The sequence below is a fragment of the Streptomyces sp. MRC013 genome (genome assembly GCF_023614235.1).
GTDB lineage: Bacteria > Actinomycetota > Actinomycetes > Streptomycetales > Streptomycetaceae > Streptomyces.
In genome coordinates this window covers 4,713,358-4,736,783 of record NZ_CP094264.1, presented here as the reverse complement: position 1 = coordinate 4,736,783, position 23,426 = coordinate 4,713,358, and the positions used below count along the sequence as shown (strand labels likewise).

The window sequence follows — 23,426 nt, the reverse complement described above, 5'->3', positions numbered from 1 at the left end:
GCGCTTCGGTCAGGGCCGTGGCGCGGGGCCGTCCGCCACGCTGCGGGCGTACGCCTCGACGAGCCGGGCGCGCGAGTCGTCGAGGTAGTCGGCGAGGAGACGTTCGGCGGCGGTGCGCTCCCCGGCCCGCAGCGCGTCCAGGATCTCCCGGTTTCGCGCGAGGTACGGCTCGTGCAGGGCGTGCGGGTCGTCCACCACGTGGAAGGCGAGGCGGAGTTCGGCGAGGACCCCGCGCATCAGCTCGTCGGTGCGCTCGCTCCCGGCGAGGGCGACGAGTTCGCGGTGGAAGTGGATGTTGGCGGTCGCGACGCCCCTCCAGTCGCCGGCGCGGGCGTGGTGCTCGCCCTCCGTGACGGCGGCGGCCAGGCCGTCGAGGGGGAAGGGCGGGTCGCCCAGGTCGTGCACGACGGCGCACTCGACGAGCTGCCGGATGCGGTAGATGTCGACGACGTCGTCGACGGCGAGGACCCGTACGAACACCCCACGGTTGAGTTCGTGGACGAGCAGCCGCTCGTGCGTGAGCAGGCGGAACGCCTCGCGAAGCGTGTTCCGGGAGACGCCGAGCGCGCCGCCGATGCCGTCCTCGGACAGCCGGGTGCCCGGCGGGAAGTACCCCTCGGCGATCCGGGTCCGCAGGATGTCCGCCACCCGCTCGGCCGTGCTCGTGCGTCCCAGCAGTGCCCGGTCGTCCGCCAGTCCGCCGCCCGTCGTCGCCACCGCCGTCTCCTCCCCCTATCCGCTCCGGCCGTGTGCCGGGCCCCGCCCTGCCCCCGATGCCGGTCGCCGTGCCCATCGTAGGGAACGGATTGTCCACAGGTCTTGTGGGATCGTTCAACGATCCCCTACCTTCGTCACCGCACGGCTCCGCCCAGGCGCGCCCTCACCCCCTGCGAGGTGCAGATGAGTACGACCCGAACCGAACCGGCCACACCGTCCCAGGGGACGGGCCGCGAGCGGCCGTTCGCCTGGCTGCGCGCCCTCGGGCCGCGCGGCCGGCGGGCCTTCGCCGGCGCGTTCGGCGGCTACGCCCTGGACTCCTACGACTTCTTCACGCTGCCGCTGAGCATGGTGGCCGTCGCCGCCTACTTCGGTCTGGACAGCGGCCGGACCGGTCTGCTCACCACCGTCACGCTGGTGGTCTCGGCGGTCGGCGGCGCGCTCGCCGGGATGCTCGCCGACCGGATCGGCCGGGTGCGCGCGCTGATGGCCACGGTCGTCACGTACGCGGTGTTCACCGTCGCGTGCGGCTTCGCACCGAACTACGAGACGCTGCTGGTCTTCCGCGCCCTGCAGGGCCTGGGCTTCGGCGGCGAGTGGGCGGTCGGGGCGATCCTGGTCGCCGAGTACGCGTCGGCGCGGCACCGGGGGCGCACGCTGGGCGGCGTCCAGAGCGCGTGGGCGGCGGGCTGGGCGCTCGCCGTGGTCGTCTACACGCTGGTGTTCCACCTCCTCGACCCGGACACGGCGTGGCGGGTGATGTTCTGGACGGGTGCGCTGCCGGCACTGCTGGTGGTGTACGTGAGGCGGAACGTCCAGGACGCCCCGGAAGCGGCCCGGGTGCGGCGGGAGGGCGCCGGGCGCGGCTCGTTCGCCGGGGTGTTCCGGTCGGGACTGGCGCGGACGACGCTGTTCGCGGTGCTGCTGTCGACCGGAGTGCAGGGCGGCTACTACACCCTGGCGACGTGGATACCCGCGTACCTCAAGACGGAACGCGGCCTGACGGTCGTCGGCACCGGCGGCTACCTCGCGTTCCTGATATCGGGGGCGTTCCTCGGTTACCTGGCCGGGGGCTACCTCACGGACCGGCTGGGCCGGAAGCGCAACATCGTGCTGTTCGCCGTCCTGTCGGCGGTGTGCACCGTGGCGTACGCGAACATCCCCGCCGGGGCGGACGGGCTGGTGCTCGTCCTCGGGTTCCCGCTCGGCTTCTGCATGTCGGCCATCTTCAGCGGCTTCGGGTCGTTCCTGGCCGAGCTCTACCCGACGGCGGTGCGCGGGACGGGGCAGGGGCTCACGTACAACACGGGCCGCGCCGTGGGGGCGTTCTTCCCGGCGCTCGTGGGGTTCCTGGCGGACAGTTGGGGCGTGGGCGGGGCCCTGGTGTTCGGGGCGGTCGGATACGGCATCGCCGTGGTGGCGCTGCTCGGACTGCCCGAGACGCGGGGGCGGGAACTGTGGTGACGGCCCGCGGGGCGCGCTCCGCACCGTCGGGCGGGGACAAGGACTCTCGGAGGAGTTGACGGACGTGACCGGGGCATCGATCGATCTCAACGCCGACCTCGGCGAGGGCTTCGGCCGCTGGCAACTGACCGACGACGAGCGGTTGCTGTCCGTCGTCACCAGCGCCAACGTGGCGTGCGGCTTCCACGCGGGGGACGCGGCGACCATGCGCCGCGTGTGCGCCCTCGCCGCCGAACGGGGGGTCCGGATCGGCGCCCAGGTCTCCTACCGCGACCTGGCCGGTTTCGGGCGGCGCGCCATGGACGTGCCGGCGGACGAACTGGCGGCCGAGGTCGCCTACCAGATCGGCGCCCTGGAGGTGTTCGCGCGGGCCGCCGGGACGCGGGTGTCGTACGTCAAGCCGCACGGCGCGCTGTACAACCGGGTCGTGCACGACGGGCAGCAGGCGCGGGCCGTGGTCGAGGGGGTGCTGCTGGCCGGCGGGCGGTTGCCGCTGCTGGGGCTGCCGGGTTCGCGGCTCCACGCGTGCGCGCGGGAGGCCGGCCTGCCGGTGGTCGCGGAGGCCTTCGCGGACCGGGCGTACGCGGCGGACGGCACGCTCGTGCCGCGGGGCCGGGAGGGCGCGGTCCTCCACGACCCGGAGACCGTCGTCGAACGGTCGGTCTCCGTGGCCCGGTTCGGCACGGTGACGTCGCACTGCGGGCGGACCCTGTCCGTACGGGCCCGGTCGCTGTGCCTGCACGGCGACACACCCGGGTCGGTGGAACTGGCGCGACGGGTGCGGGCCGGGCTGGAGGAGGCCGGGGTGCGCGTGGAGGCGTTCGCGTGAGGGCCCTGGGAGTGGGCGAGCGGGCCCTGCTGCTGGAGTTCGACGACGGCGAGGAGACCCGGGCGTTCCACGCCGAGCTGATGCGGAGGCGGGCGGCGGGCACGCTGCCCGCCGTACGGGAGGTCGTCCCCGCCGCGAGGACGGTGCTCCTCGACGGGGTGGACGACCCCGGGCGGCTGGCCGCGGAGGCCGCCGGGTGGGAGGTGCCGCCGCTGGACGCGTGCGAGGCCCCCCTGGTGGAGGTCCCGGTCCGGTACGACGGGCCGGACCTCGAGGAGGTCGCCGCGGTGTGGGGGGTGGCGCCCGGGGAGGTGGGCCGGATCCACTCGGCGGCCGGGTACCGGGTGGCGTTCTGCGGTTTCGCGCCGGGCTTCGGGTACCTGACGGGGCTGCCGGAGCGGTACGCGGTTCCGCGCCGGGCCACGCCGCGTACGGCCGTCCCGGCGGGTTCGGTCGCCCTGGCCGGCTCGTACACGGGGGTCTATCCGCGGGCGTCGCCCGGCGGGTGGCAGCTCGTCGGGACGACCGACGCCGTGCTGTGGGACCCGGCGCGGGAGCCTGCGGCGCTGCTGTCGCCGGGGCTGCGGGTGCGGTTCGTCGAGGAGGGGGTGTGACGGGCCGGTCCCTCACCGTCGTGCGGTCCGGGGCGCTGACCACCGTGCAGGACCGCGGCCGGCCCGGTCACGCGCACCTGGGGGTGCCGCGGTCGGGCGCGCTCGACCCGTACGCGGCCGCGCTGGTCAACCGGCTGGTCGGCAACGGCGAGGGGGCGGCCGTGCTGGAGACGACCCTCACCGGCTGCGCGGTGCGGCCCCGGTGCGCGGTGACCGCGGCGGTGGGCGGCGCGCCCTGCCCGGTCACCGTCGACGGGCGGCCGGCGGCGTGGGGCGCGGCGGTGCGCGTCGGGGCGGGCTCCGTGCTGGAGGTCGGCCCGGCCGTGCGGGGCGTCCGGTCGTACGTGGCGTTCTCGGGCGGTGTGGCGGTCCGGCCCGTGCTGGGGAGCCGGTCGACGGACCTGCTGTCGGGACTCGGGCCCGCGCCGCTCGCGGACGGCGCGGTCCTGCCGCTGGACGCCGCCCCGCCGCCGGGTGCGGCCCGCTACGAGGGGGTTCCCTGGCCGGGCGTGCCGGAGGAGGTGGTGCTGAGGGTGCGGTTCGGGCCGCGGGACGACTGGTTCGCCCCGGGGGCCCTGCGGACGCTCACCACGCGCCCGTACCGGGTGTCGGCGGCGTCCAACCGGGTCGGGCTGCGCACCGAGGGGCCTCCGTTGGAGCGGGCGCGTCCCGGGGAGCTGCCCAGTGAGGGCATGGTGCTGGGCGCCGTGCAGGTGCCGCCGGACGGCAGGCCGGTGGTGTTCCTGGCGGACCATCCGACGACCGGCGGGTACCCGGTCGTGGCGGTGGTCCGGGAGGCGGACCTCGCGGCGGCCGCGCAGGCCGTGCCGGGGACGCGGGTGCGGTTCGTCCGCGGGCGGTGATGCCCGCCGTCCACGCGTCCCGCGCCGCATGGGCACCGCTCACGGCCGCCGGCCGCACGCCGCGCCTCCGCGGCGGGGTCGGCCGGGGGGACCTACGGCCGGCCGCCGGCCGGTGGTGGCCGGCATCCACCGCCGCCCGGACCCGCACCGCCGGAGCCGCCGCCGAGGTCCGTACCCCTCCGGACCCGCGCCCCCGACCCTCACCGCCGGGGCGACGCCGGGGTCCGTACCCCCGGACCTGCGTCGCCAGGGGCTATGCGCCGCCCGGACCCTCACCGCCGGAGCCGCCGCCGAGGCGTCGCTGGGCCTGCGCCGCCTGGGCGCCCGTCGCCGGCCGTCCCGTACGGGGACCCCGGGGGCCCCTCGCCGCGGATCGGTGCCTTGGACGGCTTCCGTCGGACCGGGATGAACGGCGGGAAGCGACTCCCCCTCTCGAACAGGTAGCCGACGGCCCACCCGGACTCCTGGCGGCCTCTTCTCGCCGGCCGCGCTTGTGCTCGGGCCGTCCGCCGCCCCGCCGGTGAACGCTTGGCGGAGCCGCTTCTCACCGTTCGACGGGGTCATCGGAGAGCGTCGCGGACTGATCGGGAAAGAGCCCTCGGCCGCTCCTCGCCGCGAGCCGGAGAGGAGCCCGGCGGCCCGCCGCCACGGCTCGGAAGAACCCGCGGCCGACCATCACCGCGCGTCCGGGAAGAACCCGGCCGACCCTCGTCGCACACCCGGGAGGAACCCCCACCCGACCCTCGTCACCACACACCCGGGAGGAACCCGCAGCCGGCTCCCGCCGCACGCCCGAAGGGCCCGCAGCGGACCGGTCCCCCGGTTCAGACGGCCGACGGGTCGGGACCGATGCGGCTGCGCACGGCGCTCTGCACCTCGTCCTCCTCCACCGGGTCGGCGGCGAGCCTGCGCAGCCGGTCGGCGACGCGTACGTCCCCGGTCTCGGCGTGCAGGGCCGCGATCTCCCGCGTGGTCTCCTCGCAGTCCCACAGGCATTCGACGGCGAAGCCGGTCGGGAAGGTCGGGTCGGTCGCGGCGAGGGCGCGGGCCGCGCGGCCGCGCAGCCCGGAGGAGGCGGTCTCGCGGTAGACGTGTCGCAGTACGGGGGCGGCGCAGGCGATGCCGAGGCGGCCGGCGCCGTCGACGAGCGGGTACAGCGACGGCGCGTCGGGGCCGTCCGTGCGCACGGCCCCGCGAAGCGCGCCGAGGACGAGCGGGGCGTCCCGTTCGCCGCCGCGCGAGGCCAGGACCCCCCGGCGGACACGCCGAGCGCGTCGGGCCGGTGCACCCAGCCCCGTGCGCGGTCGACGGCCGCCTCGCCGCACATGCGTTCGAAGGCGGCGACGGCCGCCTCCGCGACGGTGCGGGACGGGCTGCTCGCGGCGGCTTCGATCAGGTCGAGCACGGCGGGGTCCCGGCCCTCGGCCAGGTAGTGCAGGGCGGCGCAGCGAGCGCCGTCGGGGCCGCCGCGGGCGGTGTCCAGGATCAGCCCCCGGTCGTCGGGGCCCGCCACGGCGGTGAGGCAGCGGGCCGCCGGTGCGTGCAGGACGCTACCGCGATCCAGCCCCTGCTGCGCCCAGTCGAAGACGGCCTGGACGCTCCAGCCGGGGCGGGGGCCGGTCGGTCGCATCTGACGCTGCCAGCGGTCGAAGGAGCCCTGTTCGCGGGCGGCGCGCACCCGGCCGCCCACGGTGTCGCGGGGGTCCTCGCCCCACAGCCGCCACGGCCGGGGCTCGTAGGCGTCGCGGATCGCTGCGGCCAGTGCGGCGTCGCCCTCGGGCGTCGCCGGGAAGCGGGCGAGGACCGCGTCGGCGAGGCCGCGCAGCGCGGTGTCGTCGTCGCGGAGGGCCAGCTCGTCGAGGGCCCAGGCCCAGTTGCTGCCGGCGGCGGCGTAGCGGCGCAGCAGCAGGAGGGCGTCGCGGCGGCCGTAGGAGGCGAGGCGGCCGAGCACGGAGAGCGCGAGGCCGGTCCGCGACTCCTCGGTGTCGATGTGGTCGTCGGCGCCGAAGAGGTGCTCCTCGACCGCCTCGAGTCCGCCGTGCAGGTCGAGGTAGAGGCGCGCGTAGTAGAGGGAGCGGTTCTCGACCTGCCAGTCCTGACGGGGGTCGTGGAGGACGCAGTGGTCGAGGGCGGCGAGCGCCTCGGCGCGTGGCGCGGCCAGCGCGTGCAGCGTGCCGTCGCCGCGGCCCCTCTGCAGCAGTCCGAGCAGGGTGCCGCTCGGCGCTATGACGGGTTCGAACATGGAAAACGCCTCACATCAAGCTGTCGACGCAACGGGCGCGGTCTGACGTCCCGAAGCAACCGGGTGGGTTGATTGCCGGTGATCGGCTAGACCGCGCGGCGCCATGGGAGACCACCCGTCGTCTTCTGCCTGGTGTCGACCATCTTCCTCTGCCTTCTCATCGGTGGCCCCCTGCGGGCCCGTCGTCATGATGACCCAGCGGTTTCGCCGCCGCGACCACATTTACGGCGCTGTGTCCGTCCGGGTTCCACTCCTCGTTCCCCGCCCGTTCACCCGGTGCCGAACAGCTCCAGGAGGTCCGCCTTCCCGAACATCCGGGCGGTGTCGACAGCGGACGGAGTGCCGGCCTCCGGATCGGCGCCGCCGGCCAGCAGGGCGCAGACGACGGCCTCCTCGCCCTTGAAGACGGCGCCGGCGAGGGGGGTCTGGCCGCGGTCGTTGACGGCGTCGGGGTCGGCGCCGCGCGCGAGGAGGGCGGCCACGGTCGCGGCGTGGCCGTGGTAGGCGGCGAGCATCACCAGGGAGTCGCCCCTGTCGTTGGCGAGGTTCACGGGGGCGCCCGCGTCGACGTGGGCGGCGAGGGCGTCGGTCTCGCCGCGCCGCGCCAGCGCGAAGATCCTCGCCGCGAGGCCGACGACCTCCGGATCGGGTGTCTCGTCCATCGGACCCGCCTTTCCCGCCGCTTCCGCTCCGCTGCCGCGCGTACGGCGAGGTCAGCCGTACGAATGAACCGACAGGGTACTGCCCCGCACGCACAGTGGCCGAGGTGCGCCAGTCAAGTGAGACCGCCGCAGATTCACCCCTTTGCACCTTTTATCACATAGATACTTCCTGTGAATCTGGAATGACTCATGGTGACTGCCCCTCGAACCGGGAGAAATCTCATGATCCTTTCCATCTCAGGCGTGGTCCTGCTCGGCGTCATCGTCTTCCTCTTCTTCAAGAAGGACGGGCTCAAGGCGTCCCACGCCCTCGTCTGCGCGCTGTTCGGCTTCTACCTCGCGGGCACCGCGATCGCGCCGAGCATCACGGCGGGCGGACAGAGCCTCGCCAGCCTCCTCGGCGGCATCAACTTCTGACGCCGTCCGCACCCCCTCCCACGCCACGACCCCAGGAGACGATGTGGCCCGGCGACTCCTCCCCCGCATTCCGAGCAGCGGCGGCGCCCCGCTCGCCCGCGGCCGGGAGGTCGTGCGCGCGGCGGCCGACGGTGCCGCGGACGTCCTCCATCCGCTGATCACGGTCGCGCGCGGTCTGCGGGGACTGGCGGTCTCCGGACGCGCCAGGTGGGCGGCGACCCCCCGGGAGCGGCGCGGTCCCACGCTGCTCCTGACCGCCGCGTGCGTCCTGGGCGTCGTGCTGATGCCGTACGGGCCGCTGCTGGGGATCGCGTCGGTGCTGGGCGCGGCGGCGTGGAAGGGCAGGGAGCGACCCGGCGCCCGGGCGGAGCCCGACGCGGCCGGCGCGGAGCGGCTGCGGGCGCTGTACGAGGCGCTGGTGCCGCATTTCTCGGTGCCCGCCGACCCCGACGCCCCGTTCGTCCACGGCGGCGAGTGGAAGCGGGTCTTCGGGGACTTCGCCTTCGACGCGGACGGCCGGCCGACCCGGTTGCGCGTCTCGTACCCGGCGTACTTCCCGGACGGCGATCCGGCCTCGCGCGCCCGGGTCGAGCGGCTGCTGCACGCCAAGTCGGGCCGGGGCCGCGAGTACCGCTTCGACTGGGACGAGGAGGGCAACCGGCTGCTGATGACCGTGCTGCCCGCCCTTCCCGCGTCGGTCGCGGCGCAGCGGTTCGTGACGGTGCCCGGTGAAACGGTGCTGGGCTTCACGGACGCCGACGCCGTGCAGCGGACGATCCCGGTCCGCGACGGCGACGCGGTGCGGGACGCCCCCGCGGTGGTGTGGCGCACCGGGCCCCGCTCGCCGGAGCCGCATCTGCTGGTGGTGGGCCAGCCCGGCGCGGGCGCCAGCACCCTGCTGCGGTCCGTCGCGCTCCAGGCGCTCCAGCACGGCGGCGAGGTGCTGGTCCTGGAGGGCTTCGGGACCGGCGAGTACGCGTGCCTGGCCGGCCGGCGGGGCGTACTGGGCGTCGCGTGCGGCCCGGTGGGCGCGCTGGACGCCCTGGAGTGGGCGGCCCGCGAGACGGAACGGCGCCTGGCCGTCGCGCACAAGGCCCACCGGGCGGGCGAACCGGCGCCGGCGGAGGCGCCGCGGCCCCTGTGGGTCCTGCTGGACCGGCCGACCGTCCTCGCCGACCTGGCCGCCGCCGAGGACCGCGCGGGCCCCCAGGGCCTCCTCCGGGTGCCGCTGCGGCACGGGCGGGCGGCGCACGTGACGGTGGTACTGGCCGAGCAGTTCGACACCGTCGACGCGCTCGGCGACACCGTGCGGGCCCACACCCGCGCGCGCGTGGCGCTCGGCCCGGCCCCGGCCGGCCGGCTCGCCGCGGTCCTGGGCGCCCCGCCCCACACGACGCCGCCGCCCGAGACCCCTCCGGGCCGGGGCTACGCGCGCCTGGGCGCCGGGCGGGTCGTGCGCCTCCAGGTGCCGGCCACCCCCGACCCGTACGACGAGGCGGCGCCGGAGGCCCACCGCCGGGCGGTGCTCGGCCTCCTCCCCGAGTGGCGGGCGCGGGAGACCCCCCTCCCGGCGGACGGGGCGGCCCTCCCCCGCTGACCTCCCCCGTCAGGCCACGAACGTGCGGGGCTCCTCCGCCACCGGTCCGCCGGCCGCCCCCGACCGGATCCTGCGGGCGGCGGCCGCCAAGCGCACCGCGGCCTCGTCGGCGACCGCCCCGCCCACCGTGAAGGGGAGCCGCACGTACCCCTCGAAGGCGCCGTCCACGCCGAAGCGGGGGCCGGACGGGACGCGCACGCCGACGCGCTCCCCGGCCTCCGCCAGGCGCGAGCCGGACAGGCCCCCGGTGCGCACCCACAGGGTGAGCCCGCCGAGCGGCACCGCGAACTCCCAGCCCGGCAGTTCGCGGTGGACGGCGGCGACCAGCGCGTCCCGGTTCTCCCGGGCCTGGGCGCGGCGCAGCGCGACCGCCTCCCGCCACCCGCCGCCGCCCATCAGCCAGTTGACGGCCAGCTGCTCCAGGACCGGGGTGCCCAGGTCGGCGTAGGCGCGGGCGGCGACGAGCGAGCGGATCACGTCGGGCGCGGCGCGCACCCAGCCGATCCGCATGCCGGCCCAGAACGCCTTGCTCGCCGAGCCGACCGTCAGCACCGTGCTGCCCGCCGGGTCGAAGGCGCAGACGGGGCGCGGCATCTCCAGGCCGTCCTCCAGACTCAGCTCCGACATCGTCTCGTCGACCACGAGGACCGTGCCCGCCGACCGGGCCGCGTCGACCAGCGCCCTCCGCTGGTCCTCGTCGGCGAGCGCGCCGGTCGGGTTGTGGAAGTCGGCCACGACGTACGCGAGCCGGGGCGCGGCGTCCCGCAGGACCTGCCGCCAGCGGGGCAGGTCCCAGCCGGACAGGCCCTCGGCCATGGCGACGGGCACCAGCCGGGCGCCGGCCTCCCGCATCAGCTGGAGGATGTTGGCGTACGACGGCGATTCCACGGCGACGCGCTCCCCGCGCCCGGCGAACAGGTGGCAGATCGCGTCCATCGCGCCCATCGCGCCGGTCGTCACCATGATCTGCTCGGGCATCGTGGGGATGCCGCGCGCCGTGTACCGGTCGGCGAGGGTGCGGCGCAGCGCGGGCAGGCCCGCCGGGTAGTCGCCGTGGGTGTGCGCGTAGGGGGGCAACTCCTCCAGGGCGCCCTGGAAACCGCGGCTGAGCCAGGGTTCGGGAGCGGGGAGCGCCGCGCAGCCGAGGTCGATCATCGAGCCGAGCGACTCGGGCGGCAGCGGTTCGAGGCCGCGGGCCGGCAGCGGGTTGCCCGCGGGCACGGTGGTCCAGCTGCCGGCGCCGCGCCGCGACTCCAGGAAGCCCTCCGCGCGCAGCGCCTCGTAGGCCGCGGCGACGGTGGTCCGGCTCACGGAGAGGGCGAGGGCCAGCTCCCGCTCGGCGGGGAGACGGGCGGCGACCGGGACGCGGCCTTCCAGCACGAGCAGGCGGATCCCGTCGGCCAGGGCGCGGTAGGCGGGCGGTCGGCGCGTACCGGGGCCGGCGGGGGCGGGCTGCTGCGAGGCCAGCTGGCGGGCGAGCTGGGCGGGCCCCACCGCCGAAGTCCACTGGGCCATGATTTCAGTCCACCTTCCCGGGATTGGCCATGGTTGGCGTCCAATCGCACGCCAGAGAGTGTCACAGGTCAGTCCACCACACCAGCACCCGGGAGTACGCCTTGTCCCCATCGTCGTCCGCGCCGCACTCCGGACCGGAGGGCCGACCGCGGGGGCGGCGGGTCCCCCGCCGGCTCGCGCAGCTCACCGCCGGGCTCCTGCTGTACGGCGCCAGCTCGGCGCTCCTCGTGCGCAGCGGACTCGGCCTGGAGCCGTGGAACGTGCTCCACCAGGGGCTGTCGGAGCTCACCGGCCTGTCGATCGGCGTCGTGGTGACGGCCATGGGCGCCGTCGTCCTGCTGCTGTGGATCCCGCTCCGGCAGCGGCCGGGCCCGGGCACCGTGGCGAACGTCCTGCTCATCGGGGCCGCGATGGACGCCACCCTCGCCGTCGTCCCGGACGCCGGGAGCCTGCCGGCCCGGATCGGGCTGATGGTGTCGGGCGTGCTCCTCAACGGCCTGGCGACCGGCCTCTACATCGCCGCCCGCTTCGGACCGGGCCCGCGCGACGGCCTGATGACCGGCCTGCACCGGGTGACCGGCCGATCGGTCCGGCTGATCCGCACCCTCCTGGAGCTCGGCGTCGTCGCCGCCGGATTCCTCCTGGGTGGCTCCCTCGGCGTCGGCACCGTGCTGTACGCCCTGGCGATCGGACCGCTCGCCCAGCTGTCGCTGCGCCTGTTCGCCGTGCCCGGCGCGGTGCCCGCCGCCACCGCCGGTACGGCCTCCGGCAGCACCGCGGTCGCCCCGGAGTCACCGGAGCGGGCGATACTGCCGCGGTGACTCGCCTGCCGCGCCCCCGACCGGGCCACCCCTACCTGGACCACGCCCACCCCATCCCGTTCGCCCACCGCGGCGGCGCGGCGGACGGCCTGGAGAACACCGCGGCCGCGTTCCGGCGGGCCGCCGACGCCGGGTACCGCTACTTCGAGACGGACGTGCACACGACGGCGGACGGCAGGCTCGTCGCGTTCCACGACGCCACCCTCGACCGGGTCACCGACGCGCGGGGGCGGATCGCCCGGCTGCCGTGGAGCGAGGTCCGGCGGGCGCGCGTCGGGGGCCGCGAGCCGCTGCCCCTCTTCGAGGAGCTGCTGGAGGAGTTCCCCGGGGCCCGCTGGAACGTGGACCTGAAGGCCGAGTCGGCGCTCGCCCCGCTGGTGGACCTGGTCCGCCGGACGAACACCTGGGACCGGGTGTGCGTCGGCTCGTTCAACGAGGGGCGGGTGGCCAGGGCGCGCAGGGCGGCGGGCGAGCGGCTGGCCACGTCGTTCGGGGTGCGGGGCGTCGTCGGGCTGCGACTGCGCTCGTACGGGGTGCCCGCGGCGCTGCGCGCGGGCGCCGTCGCCGCGCAGGTGCCCGAGACGCAGGGCGGCGTCCGCGTCGTCGACCGGCGCTTCGTCCGCGAGGCGCACGCGCGCGGGCTCCAGGTGCACGTCTGGACGGTCAACGACCCGGTCCGGATGGAGGCCCTCCTGGAGCTGGGCGTGGATGGCATCATGACCGATCATCTGGAGACGCTGCGCACGGTGCTCACCGGCCGGGGGGCGTGGGTCTGACCCGGTGCGTACCGGGGGCCGGGAGAACGAGGGGGCGCGTGTGACCGCCGAGACGACCGACCGGGACGCGGACGCCGCGCCGCCACCCGACCGCCGGCGCGAACAGCGCGGCTGGTACTTCTACGACTTCGCCTGCTCGGTGTACTCGACGAGCGTCCTGACGGTGTTCCTCGGGCCGTACCTGACGTCGGTGGCGAAGGCGGCCGCCGACGCGGACGGCTTCGTGCACCCGCTGGGCGTACCCGTGCGGGCCGGGTCGGTCTTCGCGTACTCCGTCTCCCTGTCGATCGTCCTCGCGGTGCTGGTGATGCCGCTGGCCGGCGCGGCGGCGGACCGCACCGGGCGGAAGAAGCCGCTGCTGGCGACCGCCGCGTACGTGGGGGCGGGCGCCACGGCGGGGATGTTCTTCCTGGAGGGCGACCGCTATCTGCTGGGCGCGCTCCTGCTGATCCTCGCGAACGCGTCGCTGGCCGTGTCGATGGCCCTCTACAACGCGTACCTGCCCCAGATCGCCGGGCCGGAGGAGCGCGACGCGGTCTCGTCCCGGGGGTGGGCGTTCGGGTACACCTCGGGCGCGCTGGTCCTGGTCCTGAACCTGGTGCTGTACAGCGGGCACGCGTCGTTCGGGCTGACGGAGTCGGCCGCGGTGCGCATCTGCCTGGCCTCGGCCGGCCTGTGGTGGGGTGCCTTCACACTCGTGCCGCTGCGGCGGCTGCGCGACCGCGGGGCGGCGCCCGGCGGCGGGGGTGCGGTCGGGTCGGGCTGGCGGCAGCTGGCGGCGACGCTGCGGGACATGCGGCGGCACCCGCTGACGCTGGCGTTCCTGCTGGCGTACCTCGTCTACAACGACGGGGTGCAGACCGTGATCTCCCAAGCGTCGGTGTACGGCTCGGAGGAGCTGGGCCTGGACCAGACGACGCTGATCACGGCGGTACTGCTGGTGCAGGTGCTGGCGGTGGCGGGAGCGCTCGGGATGGGGCGGCTGGCCCGCTCGCACGGGGCGAAGCGGACGATCCTCGGGTCGCTGGCCGTGTGGACGCTGATCCTGGTGGCCGCCTGTTTCCTGCCGGCCGGGGAGCCGGTCTGGTTCTACGCGCTGGCGGCGTCGATCGGGCTGGTGCTCGGCGGCAGCCAGGCCCTGTCGCGGTCGCTCTTCTCGCACCTGGTGCCGCGCGGCAAGGAGGCGGAGTACTTCTCGGCGTACGAGATGAGCGACCGCGGCCTGAGCTGGCTGGGACCCCTGGTTTTCGGACTCGCCTACCAGCTGACCGGCAGCTACCGGGACGCGATCGTCTCGCTGGTGCTGTTCTTCGTGGCGGGCTCCGCGCTGCTCGCACGTGTGCCGGTGCGGCGCGCGGTGGCCGCGGCGGGCAATCCGGTGCCCGAGCGGATCTGATCGGGGAGGCGTCGGTTTAGACGCCGGAGTGAAAGGCCGGTAGTATACGCCTTTGGCCTGCCAGGCGGACCGTTACTGCATGCTCGGACAGTGCAAGCACTGGGTGACATCTACTGCCAGATGTGACAAAACGGGCATTGGTGGGTAGAAAAAGGGGCGGCACGACGGGCGACGCATGACCCGCAACGGGAATCTTCACCGCCGACCGGACGTTGACCGGATGACGACGACAGCGACACCTGTCCTGTGGGCGACAAGCCCGGGAGGCACGATTCATGAGTGAGCGAGCTCTTCGCGGCACGCGCCTCGTGGTGACCAGCTACGAGACCGACCGCGGCATCGATCTGGCCCCGCGCCAGGCGGTGGAGTACGCATGCGAGAAGGGGCATCGTTTCGAGATGCCCTTCTCGGTCGAGGCGGAGATCCCGCCGGAGTGGGAGTGCAAGGTCTGCGGGAGCCAGGCGCTCCTGGTGGACGGCGACGGCCCCGAGGAGAAGAAGGCGAAGCCCGCGCGTACGCACTGGGACATGCTGATGGAGCGGCGCACGCGCGAGGAGCTGGAGGAGGTGCTGGCCGAGCGGCTGGCGGTCCTGCGTTCCGGCGCCATGAACATCGCCGTCCATCCGCGCGACAGCAGGAAGTCCGCGTGACGGGTTAGCGCCCGGCCGCACGCGGGAGCCGCGGGGTGCGGTACGCGTCGGCGTACCGCACCCCGCGGCTCCCGCGTGTCCGCGTGCACCCCTTCCGGGACCGGGCCCGCCCCGCCCGGGACGGCGGGCGCCCGCGGCCCGGGCGCGCGCTCCGGTACCGCCCGGCGGGGCCCGCCCGTCAGGGGGCCAGCGGCGGACGGGTGCCCCGGGGACCCGGCGGGGACCCGGGGTGGTCGCGGACCACCTCGCCCGGGACCACCCTGCCGCTCGGACGGCGGACGCGGGCCTTCCCCAGGGCCGCGCCCACCCGGCGGTCCAGGGCGCGCTCCGCGCCGCGGGCCGCGGCCCTGCGCACCGGTGGGACGAGCAGCAGCAGGCCCACCGCGTCGGAGACCAGGCCGGGCAGCATGAGCAGCAGCCCGCCGAGCATCAGCATGCCGTTGCCGGAGGGCGGTGTCCCGGGTCCGGCCGGGACACCGCCCTCCGGCCGGACCCGGAGCGTCTCGGTGAGTGCGGTGAAGGCCCGGCGGCCGGACCGCTTCACCACGGCCGCTCCGAGGACCCCGGCACCCACCAGCAGGGCGGGCACCACGAGGACGTCCGCCGCGTCCGCCACCAGGGCCAGCGACCAGACCTCCAGCACCAGCCAGGCGGCCAGGCCGAGGGGTACGAGGAGGCGGGCGCGGGAGCGCCCACGGGTCGGGGACAGTGGTGCACCGGTCGTCATGCCCCCAGTGTGCCCGGAGCCGCGGCAGGACGGCGTAAGGACCCCGCTCCGTCCCGGGTCAGCGGCGCTCGCGGCCCGCCAGGCGGCCGGCCCGGGCGGTCACGCCCCAGGCGGTGACCCGCCAGAGCGCCTCGACCACGATGTCCCGGCTCATCTTGGAGTCGCCGTGCTCGCGCTCCACGAAGGTGATGGGCACCTCGACCACGTGGAAGCCGGCGGCGACCGCCCGGCGGGCGAGGTCGATCTGGAAGCAGTACCCCTGCGACGCCACGTCCTCCAGCCCCAGCCCCCGCAGCGTCTCCGCGCGGAAGGCCCGGAACCCGCCGGTGACGTCCCGGATCGGCACGCCGAGCAGCAGCCGCGAGTAGACGCTGGCGCCCCGGGAGAGGTACTCCCGGGACTTCGGCCAGTTGACGATCCGGCCGCCGGGGATCCAGCGGGAGCCGAGCACGAGGTCCGCCCCCTTCAGCGCGGTGAGGAGCCGGGGCAGCTCCTCGGGCCGGTGGGAACCGTCGGCGTCCATCTCGACCAGGACGCCGTAGCCGTGCTCCATGCCCCAGCGGAAACCGGCGAGGTAGGCCGCGCCGAGGCCCTCCTTGCCCTTGCGGTGCAGTACGTGGACGTGCTCGTCCTCGGCGGACAGCTCGTCGGCGATCTTGCCGGTGCCGTCGGGGCTGTTGTCGTCGGCGACGAGGATGTCCGCGTCCGGTACGGCGGCCCGTACCCGGGAGACGATCGGCCCGACGTTCTCCGCCTCGTTGTAGGTCGGAACGATCACCAAGACCCTGCCCGGCGGTCCGTACCGTCGCTGACTCTGACCGTCGTCTTTCACCACTGCCCCTTAACGTCCTAACGCGGATGCCCACCTTAGCGAGCCCGCGGCGCGGACGACCGACGACGTCGGGCCGAGCGGGGCGGGGCGGGGCGGGCGTCCGCCGGCCGGCCCGGAACCGGCGGCCCGGGGGCCGCCGGCCGCGGGGGCCGCCGGCCGCGGCGGAAGCGCCCGGCGCGCCGCCCGGACGCCCCGCCTCACCCCTGCGGGCGCGCGAACACCGTGTGTCCGCCGACCACCGTGCGCAGGCACACGGGCAGCGGGTTGCCGGGGGTCAGGTCGGGCAGCCCGGGTGTTCCCGAACGGGGGTCGGTGGACCAGCGGGCCACCCGGTCGTCGGGGGCCTGGACGACCAGGTCGCCGGCCTGCCAGACGGCGTAGTCGGCCGGTGCGCCGGGCACGAGGACGCCCGCGTCGTCGCGGCCGGCCGCCCGCCACCCGCCACGGGTGTGGGCGGTGAAGGCGGCGCGGACGGAGACGCGGTGCTCGGGCGTCCGGTGGAAGGCGGCCGCACGGACGGTGCCCCAGGGGTCCAGCGGGGTGACCGGGCTGTCGGAACCGAAGGCGAGCGGCACGCCGGCGCGCAGCAGCGCCGCGTACGGGTTGAGGGTGCGGGCGCGTTCGACGCCGAGCCGCTCGGCGTACATGCCGTCGTCGCCGCCCCAGGCCGCGTCGAAGGCGGGCTGCACGGAGGCGGTGAGGCCGAGCTCGGCGAAGGCGGCGACGGTCTCCGGGGTGAGCATCTCCGCGTGCTCGACGCGGTGCCGGGCCGCGCGGATCCGGTGCAGGCCGACCGTCTCGGCGGCGGCGCGGACGCCGTCCACGACCGCGGTCACCGCGGCGTCGCCGATGGCGTGGAAACCGGCCTGGAGCCCGGCTTCGGTGCAGGCCTCGACGTGGGCGGCGACGGCGGCCGCGTCGAGGTGGGCGGTGCCGGCGTGCGGGGCGTCGGCGTACGGCTCGTGCAGGCAGGCCGTGTGGGAGCCGAGCGACCCGTCGACGAAGAGGTCGCCGGCGGCGCCGACGGCCCCCAGCCCGCGGACGCGACGCGCGTCCTCGGCACCGGTGACCGCCTCGGCCCAGTAGCCGACGACCCGGGGCAGCCGCTCCTCCCCCGCGAGCTCCAGCAGCGCGGTGAAGTCCTCCTCGTCGGAGATCTCCGGGCCGCCGCACTCGTGGACGGTGCCGATGCCGAGCGACGCGGCGTGGCGGAGGGCGGCGCGCTGGGCCTCGGCGCGCTGGGCGCGCGTCACCGCGCCGTGCGCGGCGGCCCGCACCGCGTGGTGGGCGGCGCCGGTGAGGGGCGCGTCGGGGTGGTAGCCGTCGAGGGCCGTGACGCCGGGGACGAGGTCGAGGAGCGCGGTGGTGACGGCGGCGGAGTGCACGTCGATCCGCGAGAGGTACAGGGGGCGCCCGCCGGTGGCGTCGTCGAGTTCGGTACGGCTCGGGGGGCGCCGGCCGGACCAGCGCGCGGCGTCCCAGCCGTGCCCCAGCAGGACCCGGTCGCCGGGACGGGCACCGGCGAAGTCCCGCACGAGGGCGAGGGCTTCGTCGAGGGTGCGGGCGCCGGACAGGTCGAGGCCGGTCAGGGCCAGTCCGGTGGAGGTGGCGTGCACGTGGGCGTCGGTGAACGCGGGGGTGACCAGGGCGCCCTCGAGGTCGATCACCTCGTCCACGCCGGAGGCGAAGGCGTCGGCCGCGCCTTCCGACCCCACCCAGGCGACGTGGCCGCGTTCGACGACCATCGCGGTGGCGAAGGGGTCGGCGGGGCTGTGGACGTCCCCGCCGCGCAGCAGCACGGTGGGGGGTCCCTCCGCTCGGGAGGGGCCGGCGGCTCGGGAGGGGCGTGGGCGCTCGGTCATGGCGCCCAGCGTAGACATCGCCGGCGCCCGCGTCCGGCCCGGGGCGGGCGCCCGGCGGGGGCGGACCCCGGCCTGGGTCAGACCCGGGGGGCCTCGCCTCGTACGGGGTGGAGAGGACCACCGTGGTGCGCGTGGAGACCCCGGCCTGGGAGCGGATCCTGGCCAGCAGGTTCTCCAGCTCCAGCGGTGTCGCCACCCGGACCTTGAGGATGTAGTTCTCGTCGCCGGCCACGCTGTGGCACGCCTCGATCTCGGGGATGTCGGCGAGCCGGTCCGCGATGTCGTCGGGGGCACTGGGGTCGAAGGGTTTCGCCGAGATGAACGCGGTCATGGGCAGGCCGACCGCCTCGGGGTCGACGACGGCGGCATAGCCGCGGATGACACCCCGCTGTTCGAGACGGCGGACGCGCTGGTGCACCGCCGACGTGGACAGGCCCGTGGCCCTGCCCAGGTCGGTGTAGCTCATGCGCCCGTCCTTGACCAGCAACTCGACGATTCGGCGATCCAACTCCTCCATGCGGTCAACCTATTGCCCCGGCACCCCTTCGGCCCAGCCGACCGGTCGCCTCGGGGGCACCTGCGGCGGACATGTGACCAACGCCACACGCCGCGGTCACGGTCGTTCGAAAGCGGGCGGTTATCCGCCGGGCCCGCTGGGAATTGCTTGGTGTGGTCGGGGCCGCATGCCTGGTCGGCCCGCCTGAGGGGGAGATTCTCCATGCAGGAGCCTGTTGATTCGGTCGAGGTCGACGAGCTCGACGCAGACGACGTGTTCGAGATGTTCCGGGTCGTCTGCCCGGACTGTGCACAGCCCATCGCGCTGCTCGCGGACGAGGACGTCCTGCCCGAGCACGCGCTGTGCCCGACTCCGTGGAACCCGTTCGTCCTGTCGGTGTGCACCGGCTCCGGTCGACCGGTGGCGGACGCGAGGCCCGTCGACGAGGAGGCGGGGCCGCAGGAACAGGAGCTGGGGCTGCTGCTGACGCTTCCCCAGGGGATCGACTGGCGTACGCAGCCGTTCTCGCACGTGGGCGGGCCGGGGTCCCGGCCGATCAAGGTCCCGCGGGTGCACGCCACCGCCTCGCGGATGGGACGCGCCGCCTGACGTCCCGCCCGTACGGCTCCCGCCCCGGTCGCGCGCGAACGCGGCCGGGGCGGCTTCCGTCGTACACCGACGGGAGTACGGCGCGGACCGGCCCCGGCGGGCCGGGGCCGCCCCGGGGAGGGCGGCGCCGGATCGCGGCGGGGCCTCAGCGGCTCTCGGGGCCCGCGAGGTGGCGGGCGATGACCACGCGCTGGATCTGGTTGGTGCCCTCGACGATCTGCAGGACCTTCGCCTCGCGCATGTAGCGTTCCACCGGGAAGTCGGCGGTGTATCCGTACCCGCCGAGCACCTGGACGGCGTCGGTGGTGACCTTCATCGCGGCGTCCGTGCAGAACAACTTGGCCATCGCCGCCTGCCGGGAGAACGGCCGGCCCGCGTCGCGCAGCCGGGCCGCGGCCAGGTACAGGGAGCGGCCCGCCTCGATCTGCGTGGCCATGTCGGCGAGCATGAAGCGCAGCCCCTGGAAGTCCGCGACGGGCCGGCCGAACTGGCGCCGCTCCCCCGCGTAGGCGACGGCCGCGTCGAGTGCCGCCTGGGCGACGCCGACGGCGCAGGCGGCGATGCCCAGACGCCCGGAGTCCAGCGCCGACAGGGCGATCGCGAAGCCCTGGCCCTCCTCGCCGATGCGGCGCGAGTCGGGGACGCGGACGCCGTCGAGGTGGAGCTGGGCGGTCGGCGAGCCCTTCATGCCCATCTTCTTCTCGGGCGCGGCGGCGGTGAGCCCCTCGGCGTCCCCGGGGACGAGGAACGCCGTGACGCCGCGGGGCCCCTCGACGCCGGTGCGGGCCATCACGGTGTAGAAGTCGGCGACGCCACCGTGGGTGATCCACGCCTTGGTGCCGGTAAGGACCCAGTCGTCGCCGTCGCGGACGGCCCTGGTGCGCAGCGAGGCCGCGTCGGAGCCGGAGGACGGTTCGGACAGGCAGTAGCCGCCGAGGAGGCCGCCGCCGAGCATGGCGGGCAGGTGCTCGGCCTGCTGCTCCTCGGTACCGAACCCGGCGAGGCCGTGGCAGGCGAGGGTGTGGACGCTGGCCCCCAGCCCGACGGTGAGGCGGGCGGCCGCCAGCTCCTCCAGGACCTGGAGGTACACCTCGTACGGCTGGTCGCCCCCGCCGTGGCCGGAGCCGTAGGGGAGGCCGAGCAGACCCGCGTCGGAGAGGACGGAGAAGACCTCGCGCGGGAAGTGCCCGGCCTCCTCCTCCTCGGCCGCCCGGGGGGCGATCTCCCCCTGGACGATGTCGCGCACCAGGGCGATCAGATCCCTGGACTCCTCCGTGGGCAGCTGGCGGTCCACCGGCTGCGGGGCGCGGTCGGGCATTGCGGCGCTCTCCTCCCTGTCGGGCGCTGCGGCGGGCACACGCCAAGGGGTGGGCTGCGCCGCCGGGTCTCACTGCCTCGCCGACGACACCCTTCCAGATCATGGAAACGGCAGTTCAGCGGCTATGGCGGCACGAGTATGCCCGATCAGGTGGCCTCCGTCACCAGCGGGAAGACACCCTTCGGTAACGCTCGTTCACCGTCCGGCGGGAGGCCGGAGCGGTCAGAAGAGGCCCGCCTGCGTGACGAACATGGCGACGACGACGACGAGGACCCAGCCGAGGAGGTGCTCGAGCATGTCGGGGCCGTCGTCCTTGGGGCCTCCGGTGCGGGCGCGCAGGAAGGGGGCGGCGGCTGCGTTCGCGGTCATGGGCATCTCGCTGTCGTCGTACGGCTGTGGTGGTCCCGTGCCCTTCCACAGTGCCAGCGGAGGAGCCCTCGTGGGGGGAGACGTTCCTCACGCTCCCGCCGCCCCGCCGGCCGCGCCCCGGCCCCGCGGGGTGCCGCGGCTAGCACACGCCCACGTCCGCGAGGGCCCGGAGCTGGGCGGGGGTCGCCTCGGCGGGCCAGTACAGGTAGCAGACTCCGCCCGTGCCGGAGGCGATCCCGCCGGCGGCGTCGCGGCGCCTGGTGCGCAGCCAGACGTTCTCCCACTCGCGCCGCCGGTAGACGCGGCGGACGGCCTGGTTGGTGGGCGAGGCCGGATCGTTGGCGATCACGTCGCCGCCGGCCGTGAAGCCGATCACGGTCATCAGGTGGCCGGCGGTGCCGTAGCCGGCGCCGGTCAGCTCGCCCTCCAGGAAGGACTGGGAGGTGATCACGGGGATGCCGGCCCCGACGAGCCCCTCCAGGTCGGTGAGCGAGCGCAGCCGGGTCACGACGGCGTTCATGTCCTCGTAGGTGGCGGCGTAGGCGGCGTTGAAGGACCAGTTGCCGCACCCCTGGTACTGGCTGTCGTACGTGGACCGGGCGGCGTGGCAGACCTGGGGGTCGGCGTAGGACGGGTCGACCCAGCCCAGGTCGCGGGCGGTGGGGCGGCGGCCCCAGTACTCGACGGCCATCTGCGAGGAGGTGGGGCTGCACCACGCCTCGCCGCCGTTGTCGTACTCGGGGTACTGGCCGATGTGGGTGTTCTGGGAGTAGCGCGGGACGGCCAGTTCGCGGACCACCCGGTGTTCGGCGGCGGGGACGGTGAAGCGGTCCGGTACGTCGGAGGCCATGGCGCCCAGCCGCCACACGGTCGGCGTGCGACCGCTGCCCGGTGCGCGGTGGAGGGTGACGCGGAGCCGGTACGACGTGGGGCGCGGTCCGCCCGCCGGGTCGTCGACCGCGACGGTGTCGGTCCGGACGCTGGTCCGGCCGTCGCCCTGGCCGTCGACCGAGGCGCGGCGGACGTCGCCGTCGCCGGCGGCCCAGCGGCCCATCACGTACCACGGCGAGTCGGTGCCGTCCGGGTAGCCGGCGGACAGCTCGACAGTGATCCAGGTCCCGGCGGGCGTGTCGGCGTTCCACGACGCGACCAGCTCGGTCGCGGGGGCGGCCGTGGTGTGGCGGGGGAGGTCCAGACGGCGTACTCCCAGGGGGCGGTGGTGCCGGTGTGCGGGTCCGTGCGGTCGGCGCGGCCGGCGGGGGTGCCGATGACGATGCCGGGCCGGGGGCCCCGGCGGGGTGAACGCCCTCGGCGGTGCCGGAGCGCCAGTCGGCGCGGGTGGTCCAGAAGCGGTTGTCGATCAGCGGGTCGACCGGCGGCCCGGCGGCGCCCGCGGCGGGGCGGGTGTCGGCGGGGCGCGGGGCGGCGGGGCCTGCGACCGCGGCCGGGGCGGCGAAGGCCCCGGTCGCGGAGGAGGCCGCGGCGAGGGCGGCGGCGAGCACGGTCCTGCGCGAGGTCGGTTCGGGCATGCGGATGTCCCCCTGTCGGGTCGGCCGGGGTCCGGTGGGCGGTGGGCGGTGGGCGGGGAAGACGGGCCGGCGCCGCCCACTATCGTCGGGGGGCCCCGCCTCCGCCAGGTAACCCGCGCCCACGTCCCCCGGGCGGCCGCGCCCGTCGGAGCGTCGGCGGGGCGGGGACGGCAGGGGCGGCGGGGCGTCTAAGGGCCGGGTGGGGTGACGGGACGGCGGAAGCGATGGCGGCGCGGCACGGCACCGGGTGGGGCGGCAGGGCAGGCGGTGGCGGGACGGCGGAACGCCGGGGCAGGCGGCAAGGCGGCAAGGCGGCAAGGCAATGGCAGGGGCGGGCGGGACGAGGGGCGGCGGGGCGCGTCGGTAGGGTGGCGGCATGCCCGAAGCCGTTCCCGACCGCGCCGGTCGCGCCGGCCTCGGGGCGCTCGCCGCCGGGTTGCGCGCCCTGCCGCCGTCCTGCGGGCCGGTGCGGCTCGTCGCCGTGGACGGGCACGCGGGGTCCGGCAAGTCGACGTTCGCCGGACGGCTCGCGGACGCCCTCGGCGGAGCCCCGGTCCTCCACCTCGACGACCTCGCCACGCACGACGAGCCGTTCGCGTGGACGGGCCGCCTGCGCGCCCAGGTCCTCGACCGGTTCGCGCGCGGCGAGGCGGCGGAGTACCGCCCGTACGACTGGAACGCCCGCCGGTTCGGGCCGGCTCGGCGGCTGCCGCCCGCTCCGGTCGTCCTGGTCGAGGGCGTGGGCGCCGGGCGCCGCGCGCTCCGGCCCCACCTGGCGCGGCTGCTGTGGATGGAGCGCGCCCCCGAGGAGTCCTGGCGGCGGGGGCGGCACCGCGACGGGCCCGCGCAGTCCGCTTTCTGGGACGGGTGGACGGTGGCGGAGACCCGCCATTTCGCCCGTGACCCGTCCCTGCCGTTCGCGGACGTCCTGGTACGCGAGTGCCGGGAGGGTTACCTGTGGCTGCCGGGACCCCGGCCGGCCGCCGGGGCGGAGCAGGCCCCTCACACACCGTGACCTCTGGTGGCGGGTGTGCGAAAGAGGCGGAAATCGATCGCCGGACTGTCTCGACCTCGCTTGACCCGGGGGCCTTGCAGGTCTACGTTCTCCATGTGCGGCTTTC

20 protein-coding genes and 3 pseudogenes are annotated in these 23,426 nt (G+C 75.8%); 12 read left to right on the top strand and 11 right to left on the bottom strand.

Features of this window, described 5'->3' with window-relative positions; genetic code table 11:
• Nucleotides 1-9 precede the first annotated feature (9 nt).
• Nucleotides 10-717: a GntR family transcriptional regulator gene (locus LUW75_RS21565; protein ID WP_250337084.1), complete on the bottom strand. Its 708-nt coding sequence runs from the start codon at nt 715-717 to the stop codon at nt 10-12.
• Nucleotides 718-900: 183 nt separating this feature from the next.
• Between LUW75_RS21565 and LUW75_RS21560 the strand changes: the two genes are divergently transcribed.
• The 4 genes from LUW75_RS21560 (at nt 901) to LUW75_RS21545 (ending at nt 4,487) form a co-directional block, all read left to right on the top strand.
• The gene (locus tag LUW75_RS21560) at nt 901-2,181 is read left to right on the top strand and encodes an MFS transporter (RefSeq protein ID WP_250337083.1); all 1,281 of its coding nucleotides are present in this window, start codon (nt 901-903) and stop codon (nt 2,179-2,181) included.
• A gap of 64 nt (nt 2,182-2,245) precedes the next feature.
• The gene (locus tag LUW75_RS21555) at nt 2,246-3,010 is read left to right on the top strand and encodes a LamB/YcsF family protein (RefSeq protein WP_250337082.1); all 765 of its coding nucleotides are present in this window, start codon (nt 2,246-2,248) and stop codon (nt 3,008-3,010) included.
• Nucleotides 3,007-3,624 carry a 5-oxoprolinase subunit PxpB gene (pxpB, locus tag LUW75_RS21550; protein WP_250337081.1) on the top strand — a complete coding sequence of 206 codons (618 nt, stop codon included), beginning with the start codon at nt 3,007-3,009 and terminating at the stop codon, nt 3,622-3,624. Before LUW75_RS21555 ends, pxpB begins: the two co-directional genes overlap by 4 nt.
• Nucleotides 3,621-4,487 carry a 5-oxoprolinase subunit C family protein gene (locus LUW75_RS21545; RefSeq protein ID WP_250337080.1) on the top strand — a complete coding sequence of 289 codons (867 nt, stop codon included), beginning with the start codon at nt 3,621-3,623 and terminating at the stop codon, nt 4,485-4,487. The genes pxpB and LUW75_RS21545 overlap by 4 nt, the downstream gene beginning before the upstream one ends.
• An 824-nt stretch (nt 4,488-5,311) precedes the next feature.
• On the opposite strand, the pseudogene LUW75_RS21540 reads toward LUW75_RS21545, so the two are convergent.
• A pseudogene (locus LUW75_RS21540) lies at nt 5,312-6,729 on the bottom strand (HEAT repeat domain-containing protein).
• A gap of 269 nt (nt 6,730-6,998) precedes the next feature.
• Entirely contained in the window at nt 6,999-7,391 is a 393-nt protein-coding gene (locus LUW75_RS21535) for an ankyrin repeat domain-containing protein (RefSeq protein ID WP_250337079.1), read from the bottom strand.
• Between the two features lie 222 nt (nt 7,392-7,613).
• Here LUW75_RS21535 and LUW75_RS21530 point away from each other — a divergent pair, with 222 nt between their 5' ends.
• Nucleotides 7,614-7,808, top strand: a complete 195-nt coding sequence (locus LUW75_RS21530) for a hypothetical protein (RefSeq protein WP_189538194.1) — start codon at nt 7,614-7,616, stop codon at nt 7,806-7,808.
• 43 nt (nt 7,809-7,851) lie between these two features.
• Nucleotides 7,852-9,405 carry a P-loop NTPase family protein gene (locus LUW75_RS21525; protein WP_250337078.1) on the top strand — a complete coding sequence of 518 codons (1,554 nt, stop codon included), beginning with the start codon at nt 7,852-7,854 and terminating at the stop codon, nt 9,403-9,405.
• A 9-nt stretch (nt 9,406-9,414) separates the two neighbouring features.
• On the opposite strand, the gene LUW75_RS21520 is transcribed toward LUW75_RS21525, so the two are convergent.
• Nucleotides 9,415-10,920: an SCO1417 family PLP biosynthesis transcription factor gene (locus LUW75_RS21520; protein ID WP_250337077.1), complete on the bottom strand. Its 1,506-nt coding sequence runs from the start codon at nt 10,918-10,920 to the stop codon at nt 9,415-9,417.
• 101 nt (nt 10,921-11,021) lie between these two features.
• On the opposite strand from LUW75_RS21520, the gene yczE reads away from it, so the two are divergent.
• From yczE to LUW75_RS21500, 4 genes are all read left to right on the top strand, one after another.
• Nucleotides 11,022-11,741 carry a membrane protein YczE gene (gene yczE / locus LUW75_RS21515; RefSeq protein ID WP_250337076.1) on the top strand — a complete coding sequence of 240 codons (720 nt, stop codon included), beginning with the start codon at nt 11,022-11,024 and terminating at the stop codon, nt 11,739-11,741.
• Nucleotides 11,738-12,517 (top strand): glycerophosphodiester phosphodiesterase family protein, encoded by a 780-nt coding sequence (locus LUW75_RS21510; RefSeq protein ID WP_250337075.1) that lies wholly within the window; start codon nt 11,738-11,740, stop codon nt 12,515-12,517. The genes yczE and LUW75_RS21510 overlap by 4 nt, the downstream gene beginning before the upstream one ends.
• A gap of 40 nt (nt 12,518-12,557) precedes the next feature.
• Nucleotides 12,558-13,913 (top strand): MFS transporter, encoded by a 1,356-nt coding sequence (locus tag LUW75_RS21505; protein WP_250337074.1) that lies wholly within the window; start codon nt 12,558-12,560, stop codon nt 13,911-13,913.
• A gap of 275 nt (nt 13,914-14,188) precedes the next feature.
• The gene (locus LUW75_RS21500) at nt 14,189-14,563 is read left to right on the top strand and encodes an RNA polymerase-binding protein RbpA (RefSeq protein ID WP_010468770.1); all 375 of its coding nucleotides are present in this window, start codon (nt 14,189-14,191) and stop codon (nt 14,561-14,563) included.
• 178 nt (nt 14,564-14,741) lie between these two features.
• Here LUW75_RS21500 and fxsA read toward each other — a convergent pair whose 3' ends face one another.
• The 4 genes and pseudogenes from fxsA to LUW75_RS21480 form a co-directional block, all read right to left on the bottom strand.
• Nucleotides 14,742-15,290 carry an FxsA family membrane protein gene (gene fxsA, locus LUW75_RS21495; protein WP_250337073.1) on the bottom strand — a complete coding sequence of 183 codons (549 nt, stop codon included), beginning with the start codon at nt 15,288-15,290 and terminating at the stop codon, nt 14,742-14,744.
• 58 nt (nt 15,291-15,348) lie between these two features.
• On the bottom strand, nt 15,349-16,122 hold the full coding sequence (locus tag LUW75_RS21490) for a polyprenol monophosphomannose synthase (protein WP_284453856.1): 774 nt from the start codon (nt 16,120-16,122) through the stop codon (nt 15,349-15,351).
• A gap of 197 nt (nt 16,123-16,319) precedes the next feature.
• The gene (locus tag LUW75_RS21485; RefSeq protein WP_250337071.1) at nt 16,320-17,984 is read right to left on the bottom strand and encodes an amidohydrolase; all 1,665 of its coding nucleotides are present in this window, start codon (nt 17,982-17,984) and stop codon (nt 16,320-16,322) included.
• Between the two features lie 85 nt (nt 17,985-18,069).
• Nucleotides 18,070-18,501 (bottom strand): annotated as a pseudogene (locus LUW75_RS21480) (Lrp/AsnC family transcriptional regulator); the annotation flags it as partial.
• A 201-nt stretch (nt 18,502-18,702) separates the two neighbouring features.
• Here LUW75_RS21480 and LUW75_RS21475 point away from each other — a divergent pair.
• Nucleotides 18,703-19,089, top strand: a complete 387-nt coding sequence (locus tag LUW75_RS21475) for a hypothetical protein (protein WP_250337070.1) — start codon at nt 18,703-18,705, stop codon at nt 19,087-19,089.
• 145 nt (nt 19,090-19,234) lie between these two features.
• Here the strand turns inward: LUW75_RS21475 and LUW75_RS21470 are convergent, their stop codons facing one another.
• From LUW75_RS21470 to LUW75_RS21460, 3 genes and pseudogenes are all read right to left on the bottom strand, one after another.
• Nucleotides 19,235-20,407: an acyl-CoA dehydrogenase family protein gene (locus LUW75_RS21470; protein ID WP_250337069.1), complete on the bottom strand. Its 1,173-nt coding sequence runs from the start codon at nt 20,405-20,407 to the stop codon at nt 19,235-19,237.
• A 222-nt stretch (nt 20,408-20,629) separates the two neighbouring features.
• Complete coding sequence (locus LUW75_RS21465) at nt 20,630-20,776, bottom strand: SCO1431 family membrane protein (RefSeq protein WP_250337068.1); 147 nt, start codon at nt 20,774-20,776, stop codon at nt 20,630-20,632.
• 139 nt (nt 20,777-20,915) lie between these two features.
• A pseudogene (locus tag LUW75_RS21460) lies at nt 20,916-22,305 on the bottom strand (C39 family peptidase).
• A gap of 376 nt (nt 22,306-22,681) precedes the next feature.
• On the opposite strand from LUW75_RS21460, the gene LUW75_RS21455 reads away from it, so the two are divergent.
• Complete coding sequence (locus LUW75_RS21455; RefSeq protein ID WP_250337067.1) at nt 22,682-23,320, top strand: uridine kinase family protein; 639 nt, start codon at nt 22,682-22,684, stop codon at nt 23,318-23,320.
• The last annotated feature ends 106 nt before the right edge of the window (nt 23,321-23,426 follow it).